The organism is Parabacteroides distasonis ATCC 8503 (genome assembly GCF_000012845.1).
Classification (GTDB): domain Bacteria; phylum Bacteroidota; class Bacteroidia; order Bacteroidales; family Tannerellaceae; genus Parabacteroides; species Parabacteroides distasonis.
Map to the genome: position 1 here is coordinate 2,639,818 of NC_009615.1, position 19,150 is coordinate 2,658,967.

Here is a 19,150-nt window from a genome sequence, read left to right on the forward strand (position 1 = left end):
CAAAGTAGTTTGCCAGCACCAATACGCCCCGAAATATGCTGACAAACTACTTTACCTGCCCTCGGCAGGTTTATGTTCTTTCCGCCTAGTCATTTCCATCTCCAACATCCGGAGTTCCCGGCTGGTCTGCCCCGCGACAGAAGTATTCTCTTCCGCACGCCGGATCAAATACGGCAGTACATCCCTTACCGAGGCGTACGGTACGTATTTGGTTACGTTATATCCCGCATGGGCTAAATTGAAGGAAATATTATCGCTCATTCCCAATAGCTGCGCAAAGAAAACACGGGAGTCATCGCGGGCGATCCCCTTCTCGTCCATCAATTTCGCCAACTTATAATTACTCTCCTCATTATGAGTTCCCATAAACATCTCAAAACGATCTAAATGATCCATGGTGAAACGGACCGCCGCATCATAATTCTCGTCCGTGGCCTGCTTATCTTTACAAATCGGATCGGGATAATCCAACGCCGCCGCACGGGCACGCTCCGCTTCCATATAAGCCCCGCGCACGAATTTCACGCCCGCAATATAACCTTTCGCCACGGCATCATCGTAGATACGACGCAGATAAGGCATCCGGTCATGACGATACATTTGCAAGGTAGCGAATACGATCGCACGTTTCTTGTTGAACTTACGCATCGCCTCATCGGTCAACGCATCAATGGCATCTTGGAAACAATAATCCTCCGCATCCACTAAAATACGTACGTCGTTATCGTAAGCCCGTTGGCAAAGCGCCATAAAACGCTCGCGGAACTCGCGGAAATGCCGGACATCGTCTATCGTAAGCTCTTCCCGTTTCTCGGAAGCTTTGGCCAGTAACTCATCGGTCGTGATCGTGGATGGTTTGAATACGGCATAGGCCAGATTCGTATTTCCTTTCGCAAAATCTATCGAGCGCAAGGTTTCCTCGAAAGTCGCCTGTATGCCCTCCGGGGTCTGCTCGCTCTCCGCCGAATAATCGAGCGTCGATTTCACGTTGTATTTCATCAAGTGGTTGATGGCTGCGGAACAGTCTTGTAAAGTTTCTCCCCCAACGAACTGTTTATATAAGGTAGGCTTCACCGCCCAAGCCAGCGGGAAATGTATTTTCAAGGCTATACTCGTGGCTACTTTAGCGCATTTTACCAACCAAGGATATTTTATCGTATTAAAAAGCCAGTAAGCATTTTGTAGTTCTCCCCGCGACTTCGACGAGAAAGCGATCTCGGTATTGTTAAAGTCTAACATATTGTATGTAGATAAAGGTAACGTCATAGCGTAGAGACGGGGCACGCCCCGTCTCCCCCACAATCAGTTGGTATTTCTTAATTATGACAATTATTTCTCACCTAAGAACGGATACCCGTAGCTCGTCGGAGGAACCAAACATTCCTTGATACAACGAGGATTCGTCCAACGAATCAAGTTCAGCGGGCCACCGGCCTTGTCATTCGTTCCGGACGCACGGGAACCGCCGAACGGTTGCTGGGCGATCACGGCGCCGGTCGGTTTATCATTGATATAGAAATTACCGGCCGAATAGCGCAAGGTATTGAATGCCTTATCGATCGCATAGCGATCACGGGCGAAAATAGAACCCGTCAATCCGTACGGAGAAGTACGATCACAAAGTTCCAAAGTCTCCTCATATTTAGCGTCGTCATATACGTAGATCGTAATCACCGGCCCGAAGATTTCCTCTACCATGCTCTTGAACATCGGGTCCGTGGTCTGGATAACCGTTGGCTCCACGAAATAACCTACAGATTTGTCCCCGTTACCACCAAAAAGAACCTCTGCGTCCGGAGACTGTTTCGCATAATCGATATAACTCATGATGTTATCGAACGAAGCCTCATCGATCACGGCATTGACAAAGTTCGTGAAATCCTGCACGTCACCCATCTTGATCTCTTTCAGCATATCGCCCACGTAATCTTTCACCTCTTTCCAGAGAGAAGCCGGGATATAGGCCCGGGAACCCGCCGAGCACTTCTGCCCCTGATACTCGAACGCGCCGCGTACGATAGCGGTAGCCACATCCAACGCCGGAGCGGAAGGATGAGCGAAGATAAAGTTCTTGCCACCTGTCTCGCCTACGATCTTCGGATAAGATTTATAATGCCCCAAGTTCTCTCCGATCTGACGCCACAAGGTATTGAACGTAGAGGTAGAGCCCGTAAAATGGAATCCCGCCAAATCACGGCTACCCGTAATCACCTTACCGATCACGCTACCCTGTCCCGGGATGAAATTCACTACGCCATCGGGCAAGCCGGCCTCTTGGAAAACCTTCATCAAGAAATAGTTCGAATGGATCGCCGTAGTAGACGGTTTCCATACCGCCACGTTACCCATCATAGCCGGAGCCATATTCAGGTTGGAAGCGATCGACGTAAAATTAAACGGCGTGAGCGAGAACACGAAACCTTCCAAGGCTCGGTATTCCATACGATTCAATATACCCGTCTCGGAATAGGGTTGATCGGCATATACTTGACTAGCGTAGAAGGTACTGAAACGCAAGAAATCGATCAATTCGCAGGGAGCGTCGATCTCCGCTTGGAACGGATTCTTGCTCTGTCCCAACATAACCGAAGCGTTCAGGATATAACGATATTTCGTAGCCAACAACTCAGCTACACGAAGCATAATAGACGCACGTTCCACCCATGGAAGTTCTGACCATTCCTTATGCGCTTTCATGGCGGCGTCGATAGCCATTTGTACTTCTTTCTCGCCCGCCTTATGATAAGTAGCCAATACATGATGATGATCATGAGGCATAACGACCTTACCGGTATTACCCGTACGGATCTCTTTTCCGCCAATTACCAGAGGTATATCCCATTCCTCGGAACTTATCTGCGCCAACGCTTTCTTTAAGGATGCTTTTTCACTTGATCCGGGAGCATACGCTTTTACCGGCTCATTAATGGGTTTAGGAAATCTAAAAATAGCATTATCCATAATACTTCAGATTTTTTAAATGGTTATTCAATGAAACTTTCTGCTGTAAACGTAGCAAATTTATTTTAAAACAGTGGCGTGTAAACGTTAATATATATCAACCAAAGATAAGCTCATTTCACGGTCTATACAATGATCTAAAAGACCTCTCCCGAAAACAATCCGCGAAAGTTGTTTGTTACATTAACATATTAATCATCTTAAAGGAATAAAATTATGGCAATTAAAAGAGTTTGGATTGAAGAGGATTGCATCGCTTGCGGTACATGCGAGGGCATTTGCCCGGAAGTATTCACTGTTACAGATCGTTCACGTGTAAACGAAGGAGTTAATTTCGATGATTTCGAGGCGGGTATTAAAGAGGCTGCCGAAAGCTGCCCGGTCGAGGTTATCAAATACGAATAGACGAAAACACATTAACCCTTACTTTTCCTTCCTAGATAAAATCACAGAATCATTGCGCGATCTATAATAACACGTTACCTTTGCGGAGATAAGGTTAATAACATTAACTTCTTACGGGAATAGAAAGAATCAAAATAAGAAATAAGAAGTAAAATGAGAAAATTAGTATTACTGAGTTTTGTTATTGTCGCCTCTTTGCAATTTTGCGGGGCGCAATCATTAGATAAGATGCAATGGTTCAACGAGCCGGAGCAATGGGAGATTAAAGACAAGTCACTTTCCATGCAGGTCACTCCCCAAAGTGACTATTGGAGGATTTCCCATTACGGGTTTACGGTAGATGACGCTCCTTTTTATTATGCGACTTATGGGGGTGAATTCGAAGTGAAAGTCAAGATAACCGGCGATTACAAGCAGCGTTTTGACCAAGCCGGCCTGATGCTTCGCATCAATCATGAAAATTATATAAAAGCCGGTATAGAGTTCGTGGATGGTAAATACAACCTAAGCGCGGTCGTTACGCATAAGACCTCCGACTGGAGCGTTATCACCTTAGACAAAGCGATCCCTTATGTATGGATAAAAGCTGTCCGGAGATTGGACGCCGTGGAGATCTTCTACTCATTCGATGATAAGGAATACACCCTTATGCGTAACGCTTGGCTACAAGACAATATCCCCGTACAAGTCGGGTTTATGGCCGCTTGTCCCGACGGGAAAGGATTTAATGTGACATTCGAGCATTTCAAGGTAAAACACCTCCCGGATCAGCGCCGGTTAGAATGGCTAAAGAAAAATGCCGAATAGCTTATAATTGCCGGACATATCATGTATGCCCTTATCAAGGATCATGAGGTGAAGGAGATTATATTGATGAGGTAATCCTATCTATTTGCTTAAATTAATGGAATAGTTCTGACACATCTCTTTTTAAAAAGGGCTCAATCAGATACTAGAAGATGGTAAAAAGCACGTTTGAAGGCCATTTTCCACTCAAAAAGCCTTGCTTTTTCACACGGATACCGGCGTAAAGTGATGCGACTAGCGGCGTTATCCCATACAATAGGAGACGTAAAGCGATACATTTAGTCTCATGAAGCGATATAACCGTATGTAAATACGCTCCGATCCGGATAAAAACAAGGCTTGCGCTCTAATAAATATGAACTAGGATGAATTCCTTCAGCTAGAATAAACACCCTTTTTTCGATAATAATCAAGGGAACAAGTAGTTGCTGTTATTTTTTCCCGTTTTTAGCAACAAGGTGTACCTCCGTCCGGAATATGCGACTCTCCGGCACTTGAGTTTACAAAATGTCAAAATGATAATCGCCCATATATATAAATCACCATTCTCCATCCGGAAGCAAATGAAGCGCCTATTCATTATAATCCTCAACCATCCTATCCATACCTGTTAATTAGAAAAGAAAACAAGGGCTTTCACCTTCTTTTTGCTTTTTATTCCTATCTTTGGAGCGACATAATACAATAACTTCAGCAAAATGAACGAACAGATACAACAAATCGCAGAGCGTCTGGCCGGATTACGGGACGCACTGGAGATTACGCCGGAAGAAATGGCAAAGGTCTGCAACCTCACGACTGAGCAATATTTGCTGCTGGAAAGCGGCACGGTTGATATTTCCGTTAGCGTATTGCACCAGATCTCACAGGCTTATGGCGTAGAATTAACCACGTTGATGTTTGGCGACGAGCCTAAAATGAGTACGTACTTTATTACTCGTAACGGAAAAGGTGTTGCCGTAGAGCGTACGAAAGCCTATAAGTACCAATCATTGGCCGCCGGTTTCGTCGGACGTAAAGCGGACCCCTTCTTGGTAACCGTACATCCCAAACCAGAGGATGAGCCGATGTATCTCAATTCCCATCCGGGGCAAGAATACAATATGGTATTAAAAGGACGTCTGTTACTACAGATCAACAATAAAGATCTTATCTTAGAAGAAGGTGATAGTATTTATTTTAACTCAGAGCTTCCTCACGGTATGAAAGCGCTGGATGGGGAAAAGGTCAGTTTCTTGGCCGTCATTTTATAAACGATCAACAGCATGTTAGAAAGATTTATAGATAAAACGACGTTTGAGTCGCAAGAAGATTTTATTAAAAACTTCAAGATCAAGGTTCCGGAGAACTTCAACTTCGGATATGATGTGGTAGACGCTTGGGCGGAGGAAGAACCTGATAAGAAAGCGTTATGTTGGACAAACGATCATGGAGAGCATATTGATTTTACGTTTGCCGACTTGAAACGGTATACGGACCAGACGGCTTCTTATTTCCAATCCTTGGGGATCGGACATGGCGATATGGTGATGCTGATACTCAAACGCCGTTATGAGTTCTGGTTCTCTATCATCGCATTGCATAAATTAGGGGCTGTCGTGATACCGGCTACACACTTACTGACCAAGAAAGATATCGTTTATCGTGCGAATGCCGCCGATATCAAGATGATCGTTTGCGCCGGAGAGGAAGTGATAACGAAACATATCATAGAGGCTTTGCCGGACTCACCGACCGTAAAAAGTGTTGTATCCGTAGGGCCGGAAATACCGGAAGGTTTCGAGGATTTCCAACAGGGTATCCAAAACGCCGCTCCTTTCGTCCGCCCGTCTCACCCAAATAGCAATGACGATATCTCTTTGATGTATTTCACCTCCGGTACGACTGGAAACCCGAAAATGGTGGCCCACGACTTTACGTATCCGCTGGGGCATATCGTGACCGGTAGTTTCTGGCACAACTTGCATAAGGACAGCCTTCACCTGACGATCGCAGATACGGGCTGGGGCAAGGCAGTTTGGGGTAAGCTATATGGGCAATGGATCGCCGGAGCGACCGTATTTGTTTACGACCACGAGAAATTCACGCCTGCTGATATGTTGCAGATGATACAGGATTACCGGATCACCTCGCTTTGCGCTCCTCCTACGATCTTCCGTTTCTTAATTCGTGAGGATATGACTAAATACGATTTATCATCTTTACAATATTGTACGATCGCCGGCGAGGCCTTGAACCCCGCCGTGTTCGACACGTTCTATAAGTTGACCGGCATTAAATTGATGGAAGGCTTCGGCCAGACAGAGACTACGCTGACAGTCGCCACTTTCCCGTGGATGGAGCCGAAACCGGGCTCTATGGGTGTTCCCAACCCGCAGTACGATGTCGATTTATTGCGTCCGGACGGAAGCCGTGCGGAGGATGGCGAGCAAGGACAGATCGTGATCCACACAACAAATGGCAAGCCTATCGGGTTATTCAAGGAATATTACCGGGACGCAGAACGTACCCGGGAAGCTTGGCACGATGGCCTGTATTACACGGGAGACGTGGCTTGGCGTGACGAGGATGGTTACTTATGGTTCGTTGGCCGCGCGGACGACGTGATCAAGAGTTCCGGCTATCGTATCGGGCCGTTCGAGGTGGAAAGTGCCTTGATGACTCACCCTGCGGTAGTGGAATGTGCTATCACCGGTGTCCCCGACGAGATCCGCGGACAGGTAGTAAAGGCCACGATCGTATTGGCGAAGGATTATAAGGATAAAGCGGGTGATGCCTTGGTCAAAGAATTGCAAAATCACGTGAAACGTGTCACCGCTCCTTACAAATATCCCCGTGTTGTCGAATTCGTGGACGAACTGCCGAAAACAATCAGCGGAAAGATCCGACGGGTAGAGATCCGGGATAAAGATAATAAATAATAAATCATAACTTTCTTGAAAAGGATCGCTGTAAAAATAGGAAGCAATGTCCTGACCCGCAAGGATGGGACGCTAGATATCACCCGCATGTCCGCGTTGGTTGACCAAGTAGCGGACTTGCACCGGCAAGGTATGGAGATCGTCTTGATCTCCTCCGGTGCCGTGGCTTCTGGACGAAGCGAGATAAAAGCCGGCAAAAAGCTGGATCCCGTATCAGCCCGGCAACTGTATTCGGCGGTAGGACAGGCCAAGTTGATCAACCGGTATTACGAGTTATTCCGGGAGCATGGCATGACTTGCGGGCAAGTGCTTACTACAAAAGAGAATTTCGGGAGTCGTACGCATTACCTGAACCAGAAGCATTGCATGGAGGTAATGCTTGAAAACAAGGTGATCCCCATCGTAAATGAGAATGATACGATATCCGTAACCGAGCTGATGTTCACGGATAATGATGAGTTATCCGGCTTGATCGCTACGATGATGGGAATGGATGCCTTGGTGATTCTCAGTAATATAGACGGGATTTACAATGGAAATCCGTCGGACCCGGATAGTTCCGTGATCCGGGAAATCGAATGTGGGAAAACAGATTTGTCGGAATATGTACAGACTAGCAAATCATCCTTTGGACGGGGAGGTATGTTGACGAAATGTCATATCGCCCAAAAAGTGGCGGACGAAGGTATTGCGGTTATCATCGCCAACGGCAAAAAGGATAATATCCTTCCGATGTTATTGGCGGTGGATAGCGACACGGTCTGCACCCGTTTCATTCCGGCCTCGAAACCCGTCAGCAGCGTAAAGAAATGGATCGCCCACTCCGAGGGTTTCGCCAAAGGGGAAATACATATCAATAAAGGAGCCGAGGAGGCATTGACCGCCCCGAAAGCGACTAGCGTATTATTGGTTGGAGTAACCCGCATCGAGGGTGATTTCGAAAAAGATGATATCGTAAAGATAATGAATGAGGAAGGCGTGCAAATCGGCGTAGGCTGTACCGCCTATGACAGCGAGGAAGCACGTAAGCAAATAGGGCAACGGGATTTAAAACCGCTTATACATTATGATTATCTATATCTGGATTAAAAAGTATGAATGTAAAAGATATGCTGCGACAGGCATCGGATGCGGCTAAACAATTGATAACGCTATCGGATCAAACGATTATCGGGATCTTAAAGGAGACAGCGCAGGTTCTACGGACTCATACGGAGGAGGTACTCGCCGCGAATCGCCAAGATCTGGAACGTATGGACCCAGCGAACCCGAAATACGACCGGCTGAAATTAACAGAGGAAAGGCTACAAGGTATCGCCGCCGATATGGAGAATGTATCGACATTACCTTCTCCATTAAATAAGGTCTTGAGTGAGACTATCCGCCCGAACGGAATGGTTATCCGAAAAGTAACCGTGCCTTTCGGGGTGATCGGCGTGATCTATGAGGCTCGTCCGAATGTTACCTTCGATGTTTTTTCCTTATGTTTCCGAAGCGGTAATGCTTGCGTACTAAAGGGTGGATCGGATGCGGACTTCTCTAACCGAGCCTTGGTACGCATCATCCATTCTGTATTGGAGCGTCAGGGTATAAATCCGGCTGTATGCACTTTACTACCTCCGGATCGAGAGGCTACGGCGGAATTACTGGGAGCGGTCGGCTTGGTTGACTTAATCATTCCTCGTGGAAGCAGTTCCTTGATTCACTTTGTCCGGGAACATGCGAAAGTTCCGGTGATCGAGACTGGCGCTGGTATCTGTCATACCTATTTTGATCGCTCCGGAGATAAAGGCAAGGGACGTGAGATCGTAAATAACGCAAAGACACGGAGGGTCAGCGTATGTAATGCCTTGGATTGCTTAATCATCCACCGAGAACGTCTATCTGATCTTCCGTATATCTGTGAAAAGCTTCCGGACAGCAACGTAATCATTTATGCGGACGAACCGGCTTATGCCGCTCTATCCGAACATTATCCGGAGACGCTTTTACAACAGGCTAACGAAAACAGTTTCGGTACCGAGTTCCTCGATTACAAAATGAGTATCCGTACCGTATCCTCTTTAGACGAGGTTCTATCACATATCGCCCGCTACAGTTCAAAACATAGCGAAAGCATAATCAGCGAAGATCCGGAAACTATCCGGCGCTTCCAGCAATTGGTAGATGCCGCTTGCGTATACGCAAATGTATCTACCGCCTTTACTGATGGGGCCCAATTCGGATTCGGGGCGGAGATCGGAATCAGTACCCAAAAGCTACATGCCCGGGGACCGATGGCGCTTCCTGAATTAACGACTTATAAATACATCATAGAAGGAGACGGGCAGACGAGAATATAGGAACTCGCCTGTCTCTTTCTTCTTGAACAACACTTAAATCTAAACGAATAATGTCAACAGTAATAGATTCAAATATTTTCAACACTTTAGTTTCAAATACATTCTATTCCTGTCCTTTAGGAGGGGCTATCTATGATACGGAAGGAAATCTGATAGACTTGAATAAGGCGATGTTCGCTCATTTTTCCTTGGCGGATAAGCATGACTTTATTATAGAACATCTATTTAATAACATCGTACTAACCGATTCCTTGAAGTCATCTTTAAGAAAAGGTGACGCAATTATATGCGAAGAGCCCGTCACGTTTAAAGTAGAACCCATCTATACCGATGAACAGGGGCTTAGCGGGTATACGCTTTGGCTTACGCAGCAGGGAGAAAAAGAAACTGACAGGGAAAATAAACTATTGATGGGACAATTGAACGAGAGCCGGATATTGATGCGGCAAGCGTTGGAAGACGGTAAATTAGCCGCTTACTCATTCAGCTTCGACCGTTTCTCCACTTGCGACAAAAGGCATTGTAACCGCTGTTTTCAATTCTACGGCACGACCAATACTCTATTAGATAAAAACAGGTTTATATGCAGGGCTTTATCATCCGTACGTAAGCCCGAGGATAGTTTGGATTTCTTCTATCTGTTCAATAAAATCCGGGACGAGAAATTATCGTCTCACAACGTCACCTTCCACCTGAGGAATCAAGACGGGACTTATAAGATGTATGAAATATCGGGTAAAAGCATGGATATTGATGAAAGCGGCACCCCACATGTCATTATAGGTAGCATTATCGAAAAGGAAAACGACGAGCTAGCTATCGCAGATCATCAGAAATCCAAGGATCTTTCCCTATTGAAATCTACGTTTCTGGCAAATATGACGCACGAGATCCGGACTCCGCTAAATGCCATCGTCGGCTTCTCCGATATGTTAGGACTGGAAGATGATCCGGAAATGCGTGAACAGTATATTTCCATGATTAAAGAAAATAACACGGCTTTGCTCGAATTAATCAATGACACGCTCGAGATGTCCAGAATCGAGTCCAATACGATCAATTGGTCATATGAGGATGTAAATCCGCTCGCTATCATGCACGATGTATACGAATACGCCTCTCCCCGCATATCCAAAAACGTACGGTTAATCTTGGATGATTCTCCAAACGTATCTCTTCACACGGATAAACATAAGCTTATGCTTATCTTGAAAAAACTACTTTCTAACGCCCTCCGATATACGGAGAAAGGAGAAATTCATTTCGGATACCAATCGTTGTATCCGGTCAGCGTGCAATTTTACGTGTCCGATACAGGTAACGGCATCCCGAAGGACAAACTGGGACATATCTTCGAACGATTCGTGCAATTGAACGAATTCCAGCCGGGCACCGGGTTAGGGCTTTCGATCTGTAAAGGTCTGGTCACCGCCATGGGAGGTACCATCTGGGTGAACTCGGAGGAAGGGAAAGGTTCTACCTTCAGTTTCAAACTACCCATAACACCTCCGGATACGATCTCTTAAACAATTCCTTGGTCTTTCTAAAGGATAATTGACAAGTAGTCATTATCTTTGCCTTTAACAAAATATTATTGTAACAGATATGAGACATTTCACTTGCGTACAGGATTTAGGTGACTTGAAACAAGCGCTTAATGAAGCTTTCGAGATCAAGAAAGATCGTTTCCAGTTTAGTGAACTGGGAAAAAACAAGACGTTGTTGATGATATTTTTCAACTCAAGCCTACGTACCCGCTTAAGCACCCAAAAGGCTGCCATGAACTTAGGTATGAACACGATCGTTTTGGACGTTAACCAAGGTGCATGGAAGCTGGAAACAGAGCGAGGTGTTATCATGGATGGTGATAAACCGGAGCATTTGCTGGAAGCTGTTCCTGTAATGGGCTGTTACTGCGATGTGATCGGGGTCCGTTCTTTCGCACGCTTTGAGAATAAAGAAGATGATTATAACGAAAAGATATTGAGTCAGTTCATCGAGCATTCCGACCGGCCGGTATTTAGCATGGAAGCGGCGACACGCCATCCGTTGCAAAGTTTCGCCGACTTGATCACGATAGAGGAATATAAGAAAACAGCTCGTCCGAAGGTAGTCATGACTTGGGCTCCTCATCCGAAATCATTGCCGCAAGCCGTTCCAAACAGCTTTGCCGAATGGATGAACGCTACAGATTATGAGTTTGTTATCACTCATCCGGAAGGTTATGAGCTTGATCCTAGATTCGTAGGCAACGCTAAAGTGGAATACGATCAGAAGAAGGCTTTTGAAGGAGCGGATTTCATTTACGCAAAGAACTGGTCCGCTTATAAAGATCCGAATTACGGACAAGTAATCAGCACAGATCGTAGCTGGACCGTAGACGCAAAGAAAATGGCACTTACGAATAACGCTTATTTCATGCATTGCTTGCCGGTTCGTCGCAATATGATCGTTACCGATGACGTGATAGAGAGTCCGCAAAGTATCGTAATCCCCGAGGCCGCGAACCGTGAGATCTCCGCGCAAACCGTATTGAAGAAAATATTGATGGGATTATCTAATCTTTAGGATAGAGAGATAGGGTATTCTTTACGATGGGCATTCTCAGGTGTTTATAACAGGCATTCTTAACACCTTAGAATGCCCATTGTAAGCATCTAAGAATAGGCATCAAGGTTTTTCAATGTAAACGAGCCATCCCAACAATAAAAGAGTACTCCCCTACTCTTGTAGAAAAGTACTCTTTCTATGGCTGAAAACAAATCTATTAAGCCTCTCCTGTCGGACCTGCGAAGTCCTCAAAATTAGCTGTTTTGTTATTATTATTTCCTGCTTGAAGTTGCTCCCCAAATTTCTTGATATTGTCTTGCAAAGCGAATAACAAACGTTGAGCGTTATCCGGAGTTAAGATTACGCGACTTTTGACTTGTGCCTTAGGAGCTCCCGGAACCACCCGGATAAAATCTAGGATAAATTCAGAGCTTGAATGAGATATAATAGCCAAATTGGCGTAAGTTCCTTGTGCCATCTCTTCAGATAACTCGATCTGAATCTCGTTATTGGCAGGTTTGTTGTTTTCCATACTTTCTTCTTTTAAATTTATGGTGATTAAAAATTGCGAAGACAAATATACATATTTATTCCGGGTTACAAAGGGGTTGAAGACTATAAATGCAAAAACGACTACCTTCTCAGGCAGTCGTTTTCTAGTTGTGTTTTTAATTCTCAATTCTTTAGACCAATGTAAAAATACCTTTTGTGTTTGATATAATTGGTTTTGGCGTTTTAGTTAAGGTTTGTTTTGTCTAAGTGCTAATCTCTTTCACTTGAACTTTACAAAAGTAAGGGCTTTAGCAAAGACCACCAAATACTATATGTGCAATAAATAATACTATATCATCAACACTTGACACAAATCAATGTAAACATGCTTTAAATCATGTTTTAAATTATAAACCTCGAACGGGAATATTTCTCCCTGTACTCTGTAGGGGTACTCCCCCTACGCCGTTTGAATACCCGGTTGAAATTCGATAGATTATTAAAACCGCACCTGTAACATATTTCAGAAATACTGTCACTTGTATCGGTCAAACGGCATACCGCCTCAGCTACCCGGATCTCGTTCAAGTTATCGATAAATGTCTTTCCCGTCCACTTCTTCAAGAAACGCATCAATGAGGCATCGCTCATATTTGTTAACTTAGCCACTTCCGACAAGGTGATACGTTTTTGATAATTTTCGTGTAAATATAACATGATACTATCTAAACGATCGGTATCGTTATTATTATAGTTCTTTACCGTGTTCACGGCATTCAACCGACGGGCTGCTTTATCCAAAGATAGAATCTTAAGAATCTCGACCAAACGCAACAGGTTCTTGAAAGAATCCGGCTTGTTATCGTTCGACAACATTCTTAATTTATCTTGAATGCCAAGTATCATTTCCCGGCTGAAAACAAGACCACTGGAAGCGTTATCAAACATATCCTTCATGGTCTTGAAATGCCGTCTATTGATTAAGCTATCAAATAACGATTTATGAAATTGTATCGTTATCTCAAAGATCCCATTACACGGACACTTATGGTTCGAGTAAGCATGCTTCGTTCCTCCCGCGATCAACACCAAATCCAGATCATCGATTTCCTCGACCGAATCGCCAACTATCCGAATAGCGCCAGCGGCATTCTCCAGATAGTTCAACTCAAACTCCATGTGTACATGTAACGGAAAATTAAACCCCGATTTCGGGCGTTGCATGACCAAGAAGCAATCTTCTGATGAAAGCGGGGTAGTTTCCTTCAATACGTCTACTTTCCCCATACACACAAAGCTTTTTTATTCGAGTATCAACGTACTGATTACCGGGCAATGGTCGGATGGGAACAGGTTATTCAACGTTTCAGTCAATACACCATGACGCAATACCTTGATATTCCCTTTCACGAAGATATAATCAATCCATTCACGCTTGTCGTAAGGGATCTTTCCAAAATCATGGAATGTCCATTCCGGGCCGTAAATAAACCCTGCGATCGTGCGGGAATGAGTCAAATGACGAGGATCACTCGGATTAGTCAATACTTGTATCGGCTCATCAGAAGGCACGGCATTGAAATCGCCAGTCACGATTATAGGCAAATTCTCGGATAATTTCTTCGCTTGCTCCAGCACCAATGAAGCTCCTTCATGACGAGCCACTTTCCCCATATGATCCAAGTGCGTATTCAAGAAGAAGAATTTCTTTCCCGTATTCTTATCTTTCAAGATCGCCCAAGTAGCTACGCGCTCGCATGCGGCGTCCCAACCTTTCTTACCAATGGCATTTATATCTTCGGCTAACCAGAAATTACCGCTTTTCTCAACGGAGAAACGATCCTTACGATAGAAAATCGGAGCGTACTCCCCTTTCGTCTTGCCATCCTCACGACCAACACCCACATAAGCGTATTCCGGTAAACGATTAAGCAAATCATTCAGCTGATTATTCAAGACCTCTTGCGCACCGAACACATCCGCCTCATAGAATTTCACTAAATCAGCAGCGAAATCTCTTCTGAATTTCCATTGATTATCCTTATCACCCGAATTATCGTAACGGATGTTATAAGACATTACATTCATTTTCTCATCGTTGTTTTTAGCGAATAAGCAACCAGTGGCAAATAAAGCCACCATTAAACAAAGTAAAATTCTCTTCATGATATTGATTATTATATGTTTCTTATATGTCTCAGTATTTATCTATGGTCTTTGTTACCTCGCAAAAATAAAGTTTATCCATTTATTAAGCAAATAAGGAAGAACAAAAAAGGCCGACAGATTGCTCTGCCGGCCTTTCTTTATAGTTTATTAAACGTTCCTATTCTTCATCATCTTTGTCCATGGCATTGAAATCAACCACGTTCTTGCGATTAGCGAAGATACGATCGAACTCATCCTTTGCGCCTACGATCAGCTTATCAAACTCACGCTGACCGGTACCGGCAGGAATCAAGTGACCACAGATAACGTTCTCTTTCAAACCTTCCAAACGATCTACCTTCCCGTTGATAGCAGCCTCGTTCAATACTTTCGTCGTCTCTTGGAAAGATGCGGCGGACATAAAGCTGTTCGTCTGCAAAGCGGCACGTGTGATACCTTGAAGGATCTGGTTGGCTGTAGCCGGAATAGCGTCACGTACCTCGACCAACTTAAGATCACGGCGTTTCAACATACTATTCTCATCTCTCAACTTACGTGCAGTCACGATCTGTCCGGCCTGCAATGTCTGAGAATCTCCCGGATCGGTAACAACTTTCTTGCCCCAGATACGATCGTTCTCGTCCATTACCTCCAACTTATCAACAATCTGCTGCTCCAAGAAGCGAGTATCTCCCGGATCAACCACCTCTACCTTACGCATCATCTGACGAACGATAACCTCGAAGTGCTTATCGTTGATCTTCACACCCTGTAGACGGTATACATCCTGAACCTCATTCACGATATATTCCTGTACAGCCGTCGGACCTTTGATCGCCAAGATATCCGAAGGAGTGGTAGCACCGTCTGATAGCGGCATACCCGCACGGATATAGTCGTTCTCCTGAACCAATAATTGTTTAGACAGAGGAACCATATATTTCTTAACCTCACCCAACTTAGACGTTACGGTGATCTCGCGGTTACCACGTTTGATCTTACCGAATCCTACCTCTCCGTCGATCTCAGATACGACAGCAGGGTTAGACGGGTTACGAGCCTCGAACAACTCGGTTACACGAGGAAGACCACCGGTGATATCACCGGCCTTACCTACGGCACGAGGGATCTTAACCAAAACCTCACCAGCTTTCACTACATCACCATTGTCTTTCACGACGTGAGCGCCCAACGGCAAAGAGTAGTTCTTCAAGTAATTACCATTCTCATCCACGATATGAGCGGCCGGAGCCTTCGTCTTATCCTTAGACTCGATGATGATCTTCTCCTTCAAACCGGTAGTCTCATCACTCTCAACCTTGTAAGTCACGTTCTCTACCAAACTCTCGAACTCGATCTTACCGGAAACCTCTGACACGATTACGGCATTGAACGGGTCCCACTCGATGATCACGTCACCCTTCTTAATTGAGTCACCGTTGTTGAAGAACAACTTAGAACCATAAGGTATATTATGAGTCAACAACACAATCTTCGTGTTCGGATCAACAATGCGCATTTCAGCCAAACGGCTTACTACTACCAAATGTTTCTTTCCGCTCACCTCGTCTACCGCCTCAACAGCACGAAGCTCGTCGATCTCTAAAATACCATCATATTTAGATGTAATACTATTCTCTGTAGCGATGTTGGATGCGATACCACCGACGTGGAATGTACGCAACGTCAACTGTGTACCCGGCTCACCGATAGACTGTGCGGCGATTACACCGACAACCTCACCCTTCTGAACCATGCGGTTCGTAGCCAAGTTACGTCCATAGCACTTAGCGCAGACACCCTTCTTAGACTCACAAGTCAATACGGAACGAATCTCGACGCTCTCGATCGGAGAGTCTTGGATTGCCTTAGCGGCATCCTCACGGATTTCCTCACCGGAACGAACGATAACCTCGCCCGTAATCGGATGGATCACATCGTGAACAGATACACGACCTAAGATTCTCTCATACAAGGAAGCGATCACCTCCTCGTTATTCTTCAATTCCGTACAAACCAAGCCACGCAATGTACCACAGTCTTCCTCGTTTACGATCACGTCGTGAGAGACGTCAACCAAACGACGAGTCAAGTAACCGGCGTCGGCAGTCTTCAAAGCGGTATCGGCCAAACCTTTACGAGCACCGTGAGTAGAGATAAAGTACTCCAACACGGACAAACCTTCCTTAAAGTTAGAAAGGATCGGGTTCTCGATAATCTGACCACCTTCTGCACCACTCTTCTGCGGTTTCGCCATCAAACCACGCATACCGGACAACTGACGAATCTGCTCCTTCGAACCACGGGCACCGGAATCCATCATCATATAGATTGAGTTGAATCCATCGTTATCCGCCGTCAATTGCTTAATCAAGATATTAGACAAGTTACTATTAACGTGTGTCCAAGTATCGATAATCTGGTTATAACGCTCGTTGTTGGTAATGAAACCCATATTATAGTTAGCCATGATCTGCTCAACCTCATCGTATCCCTTCTGAACCAACTCATCCTTTTCAGGCGGGATCAGAACGTCCGCTAAGTTGAAGGACAAACCACCCTTGAATGCCATATAGTAACCCAAGTTCTTGATATCGTCCAAGAACTGAGCGGTACGAGCCACACCACAAGCCTTGATTACCCGACCGATGATGTCGCGAAGAGACTTCTTGCCCAACACCTCGTTTACATAACCAATCTCTTTCGGAACGAACTCGTTTACCATCAAACGTCCAACGGAAGTCTCAACCATCGTCTTCACCAAGTTGCCGTTCTCATCCAAATCCTCCACGTAAACATGGATCGGAGCATGGATATCCAACTTCTTCTCATTGTAAGCGATCGTAGCCTCTTCCGGACCATAGAAAGTCAAACCTTCGCCTTGTGTACCCTTGCGCAACTTGGTAATATAATACAAACCAAGCACCATATCCTGAGAAGGTACGGTAATAGGAGCACCATTCGCTGGGTTCAAGATATTGTGTGAAGCCAACATCAACATTTGAGCTTCCAAAACAGCCTCATTACCTAACGGCAAGTGAACAGCCATCTGGTCACCGTCGAAGTCGGCGTTGAATGCCGTACATGCCAACGGGTGCAACTGGATAGCCTTACCCTCGATCAATTTCGGCTGGAACGCTTGGATACCCAAACGGTGCAATGTCGGGGCACGGTTCAATAATACCGGGTGACCTTTCATTACGTACTCCAAAATATCCCAAACAACCGGTTCCTTACGGTCAACGATCTTCTTGGCAGATTTCACCGTCTTCACGATACCGCATTCGATCAATTTACGGATAACGAAAGGCTTATAAAGCTCGGCAGCCATATTCTTCGGCAAACCGCACTCGTGCATCTTTAATTCCGGACCTACGACAATAACCGAACGAGCGGAGTAGTCAACACGCTTACCCAACAAGTTCTGACGGAAACGACCTTGTTTACCTTTCAAACTGTCGGACAAGGACTTCAACGGACGATTGGCGTCTGTCTTAACAGCGCTCGATTTACGAGAGTTGTCAAACAAAGAGTCCACGGCCTCCTGAAGCATACGTTTCTCATTACGTAAGATCACTTCCGGAGCCTTAATATCGATCAATCGTTTCAAACGGTTATTACGGATAATAACACGACGATATAAATCATTCAAGTCAGAAGTAGCGAAACGGCCACCGTCCAACGGAACCAACGGACGCAGTTCGGGAGGGATCACCGGGATCACCTTCATGATCATCCATTCCGGTTTGTTACGACCTCTGGACGCACGAAAAGACTCAACCACCTGAAGGCGTTTCAAGGCCTCGTTCTTTCTCTGTTGAGATGTGTCCGTGTTCGCACGGTGACGCAACTCATAAGAAAGAGAATCCAAGTCCAAGCGAGCCAACAGATCATAAACAGCCTCAGCGCCGATCTTAGCGATGAACTTATTCGGATCCGTATCCTCTAGCAATTGATTTTCTCTTGGAAGGCTATCCAAAATATCCAGATATTCCTCCTCAGATAATAGGTCTAACTCACCGACCGTGTCTACGCAACCCGGCTGGATCACGACGTAGCGTTCGTAATAGATGATGGAATCCAGTTTCTTGGTAGGAAGACCTAGCAAGTAACCGATTTTATTAGGCAAAGAACGGAAATACCAAATATGGGCAACAGGAACCACCAAATGGATGTGTCCCATACGTTCACGACGAACTTTCTTTTCCGTAACTTCCACTCCACAACGATCGCAGACAATACCTTTGTAACGGATACGCTTGTACTTACCGCAATGGCACTCATAGTCCTTGATCGGACCAAAGATACGCTCACAGAACAAACCGTCACGCTCAGGCTTATACGTACGATAGTTAATTGTTTCCGGTTTCAAAACCTCACCGCTGGAGTTCTCTAGGATCTCCTCAGGGGATGCCAGACCGATGGTTATTTTTGAAAAGTTACTCTTTATCTTGTTTTCTTTTCTAAAGGCCATATTATTTATTTATAAAGAGTTATCAATAGATAAAGTAGACGGGCCGTAGC

Annotated in this window: 14 protein-coding genes; 8 read left to right on the forward strand and 6 right to left on the reverse strand. The window is 45.2% G+C overall.

Going from position 1 to position 19,150, the window contains the following annotated elements; translation table 11 throughout:
• Nucleotides 1-51: 51 nt before the first annotated feature.
• Both BDI_RS11240 and pruA read right to left on the reverse strand, forming a co-directional pair.
• Nucleotides 52-1,239 carry a proline dehydrogenase family protein gene (locus BDI_RS11240; protein ID WP_008779995.1) on the reverse strand — a complete coding sequence of 396 codons (1,188 nt, stop codon included), beginning with the start codon at nucleotides 1,237-1,239 and terminating at the stop codon, nucleotides 52-54.
• Between the two features lie 90 nt (nucleotides 1,240-1,329).
• A complete protein-coding gene (gene pruA / locus BDI_RS11245; protein WP_005854238.1) occupies nucleotides 1,330-2,961 on the reverse strand; it encodes an L-glutamate gamma-semialdehyde dehydrogenase in 1,632 nt (543 codons plus the stop codon).
• 216 nt (nucleotides 2,962-3,177) lie between these two features.
• On the opposite strand from pruA, the gene BDI_RS11250 reads away from it, so the two are divergent.
• From BDI_RS11250 to BDI_RS11285, 8 genes are all read left to right on the forward strand, one after another.
• Nucleotides 3,178-3,366: a ferredoxin gene (locus BDI_RS11250; protein WP_005854237.1), complete on the forward strand. Its 189-nt coding sequence runs from the start codon at nucleotides 3,178-3,180 to the stop codon at nucleotides 3,364-3,366.
• A gap of 153 nt (nucleotides 3,367-3,519) precedes the next feature.
• A complete protein-coding gene (locus BDI_RS11255; protein ID WP_005854236.1) occupies nucleotides 3,520-4,173 on the forward strand; it encodes a DUF1349 domain-containing protein in 654 nt (217 codons plus the stop codon).
• 698 nt (nucleotides 4,174-4,871) lie between these two features.
• Nucleotides 4,872-5,426, forward strand: coding sequence for a helix-turn-helix domain-containing protein (locus BDI_RS11260; RefSeq protein WP_005854235.1), 555 nt, complete (start codon nucleotides 4,872-4,874; stop codon nucleotides 5,424-5,426).
• 12 nt (nucleotides 5,427-5,438) lie between these two features.
• Nucleotides 5,439-7,094 carry an AMP-binding protein gene (locus BDI_RS11265; protein WP_005854232.1) on the forward strand — a complete coding sequence of 552 codons (1,656 nt, stop codon included), beginning with the start codon at nucleotides 5,439-5,441 and terminating at the stop codon, nucleotides 7,092-7,094.
• 15 nt (nucleotides 7,095-7,109) lie between these two features.
• Nucleotides 7,110-8,183: a glutamate 5-kinase gene (gene proB / locus BDI_RS11270; RefSeq protein WP_005854230.1), complete on the forward strand. Its 1,074-nt coding sequence runs from the start codon at nucleotides 7,110-7,112 to the stop codon at nucleotides 8,181-8,183.
• Nucleotides 8,184-8,188: 5 nt separating this feature from the next.
• Entirely contained in the window at nucleotides 8,189-9,436 is a 1,248-nt protein-coding gene (locus BDI_RS11275) for a glutamate-5-semialdehyde dehydrogenase (protein WP_011966792.1), read from the forward strand.
• 50 nt (nucleotides 9,437-9,486) lie between these two features.
• Complete coding sequence (locus BDI_RS11280) at nucleotides 9,487-10,962, forward strand: sensor histidine kinase (protein ID WP_011966793.1); 1,476 nt, start codon at nucleotides 9,487-9,489, stop codon at nucleotides 10,960-10,962.
• Nucleotides 10,963-11,041: 79 nt separating this feature from the next.
• On the forward strand, nucleotides 11,042-12,004 hold the full coding sequence (locus BDI_RS11285; RefSeq protein ID WP_011966794.1) for an N-acetylornithine carbamoyltransferase: 963 nt from the start codon (nucleotides 11,042-11,044) through the stop codon (nucleotides 12,002-12,004).
• 199 nt (nucleotides 12,005-12,203) lie between these two features.
• Here BDI_RS11285 and BDI_RS11290 read toward each other — a convergent pair whose 3' ends face one another.
• The 4 genes from BDI_RS11290 to rpoC form a co-directional block, all read right to left on the reverse strand.
• Entirely contained in the window at nucleotides 12,204-12,518 is a 315-nt protein-coding gene (locus BDI_RS11290; RefSeq protein ID WP_005854225.1) for a DUF3467 domain-containing protein, read from the reverse strand.
• A gap of 362 nt (nucleotides 12,519-12,880) precedes the next feature.
• Nucleotides 12,881-13,765, reverse strand: coding sequence for an AraC family transcriptional regulator (locus tag BDI_RS11295; RefSeq protein ID WP_005854224.1), 885 nt, complete (start codon nucleotides 13,763-13,765; stop codon nucleotides 12,881-12,883).
• A gap of 15 nt (nucleotides 13,766-13,780) precedes the next feature.
• On the reverse strand, nucleotides 13,781-14,644 hold the full coding sequence (locus BDI_RS11300; protein WP_005854223.1) for an endonuclease/exonuclease/phosphatase family protein: 864 nt from the start codon (nucleotides 14,642-14,644) through the stop codon (nucleotides 13,781-13,783).
• A 160-nt stretch (nucleotides 14,645-14,804) separates the two neighbouring features.
• On the reverse strand, nucleotides 14,805-19,100 hold the full coding sequence (rpoC, locus tag BDI_RS11305) for a DNA-directed RNA polymerase subunit beta' (protein WP_011966795.1): 4,296 nt from the start codon (nucleotides 19,098-19,100) through the stop codon (nucleotides 14,805-14,807).
• Between the last annotated feature and the right edge of the window lie 50 nt (nucleotides 19,101-19,150).

Excerpts from the sequence above, each read along its gene's own strand:
- pruA (WP_005854238.1), bottom strand. The coding sequence starts at position 2,961 with ATGGATAATGCTATTTTTAGATTTCCTAAACCCATTAATGAGCCGGTA.
- BDI_RS11260 (WP_005854235.1), top strand. The coding sequence starts at position 4,872 with ATGAACGAACAGATACAACAAATCGCAGAGCGTCTGGCCGGATTACGG.
- BDI_RS11265 (WP_005854232.1), top strand. The coding sequence starts at position 5,439 with ATGTTAGAAAGATTTATAGATAAAACGACGTTTGAGTCGCAAGAAGAT.
- BDI_RS11280 (WP_011966793.1), top strand. The coding sequence starts at position 9,487 with ATGTCAACAGTAATAGATTCAAATATTTTCAACACTTTAGTTTCAAAT.
- BDI_RS11300 (WP_005854223.1), bottom strand. The coding sequence starts at position 14,644 with ATGAAGAGAATTTTACTTTGTTTAATGGTGGCTTTATTTGCCACTGGT.
- BDI_RS11240 (WP_008779995.1), bottom strand. The coding sequence starts at position 1,239 with ATGTTAGACTTTAACAATACCGAGATCGCTTTCTCGTCGAAGTCGCGG.
- rpoC (WP_011966795.1), bottom strand. The coding sequence starts at position 19,100 with ATGGCCTTTAGAAAAGAAAACAAGATAAAGAGTAACTTTTCAAAAATA.
- BDI_RS11295 (WP_005854224.1), bottom strand. The coding sequence starts at position 13,765 with ATGGGGAAAGTAGACGTATTGAAGGAAACTACCCCGCTTTCATCAGAA.
- BDI_RS11290 (WP_005854225.1), bottom strand. The coding sequence starts at position 12,518 with ATGGAAAACAACAAACCTGCCAATAACGAGATTCAGATCGAGTTATCT.
- BDI_RS11255 (WP_005854236.1), top strand. The coding sequence starts at position 3,520 with ATGAGAAAATTAGTATTACTGAGTTTTGTTATTGTCGCCTCTTTGCAA.
- BDI_RS11285 (WP_011966794.1), top strand. The coding sequence starts at position 11,042 with ATGAGACATTTCACTTGCGTACAGGATTTAGGTGACTTGAAACAAGCG.
- BDI_RS11250 (WP_005854237.1), top strand. The coding sequence starts at position 3,178 with ATGGCAATTAAAAGAGTTTGGATTGAAGAGGATTGCATCGCTTGCGGT.
- BDI_RS11275 (WP_011966792.1), top strand. The coding sequence starts at position 8,189 with ATGAATGTAAAAGATATGCTGCGACAGGCATCGGATGCGGCTAAACAA.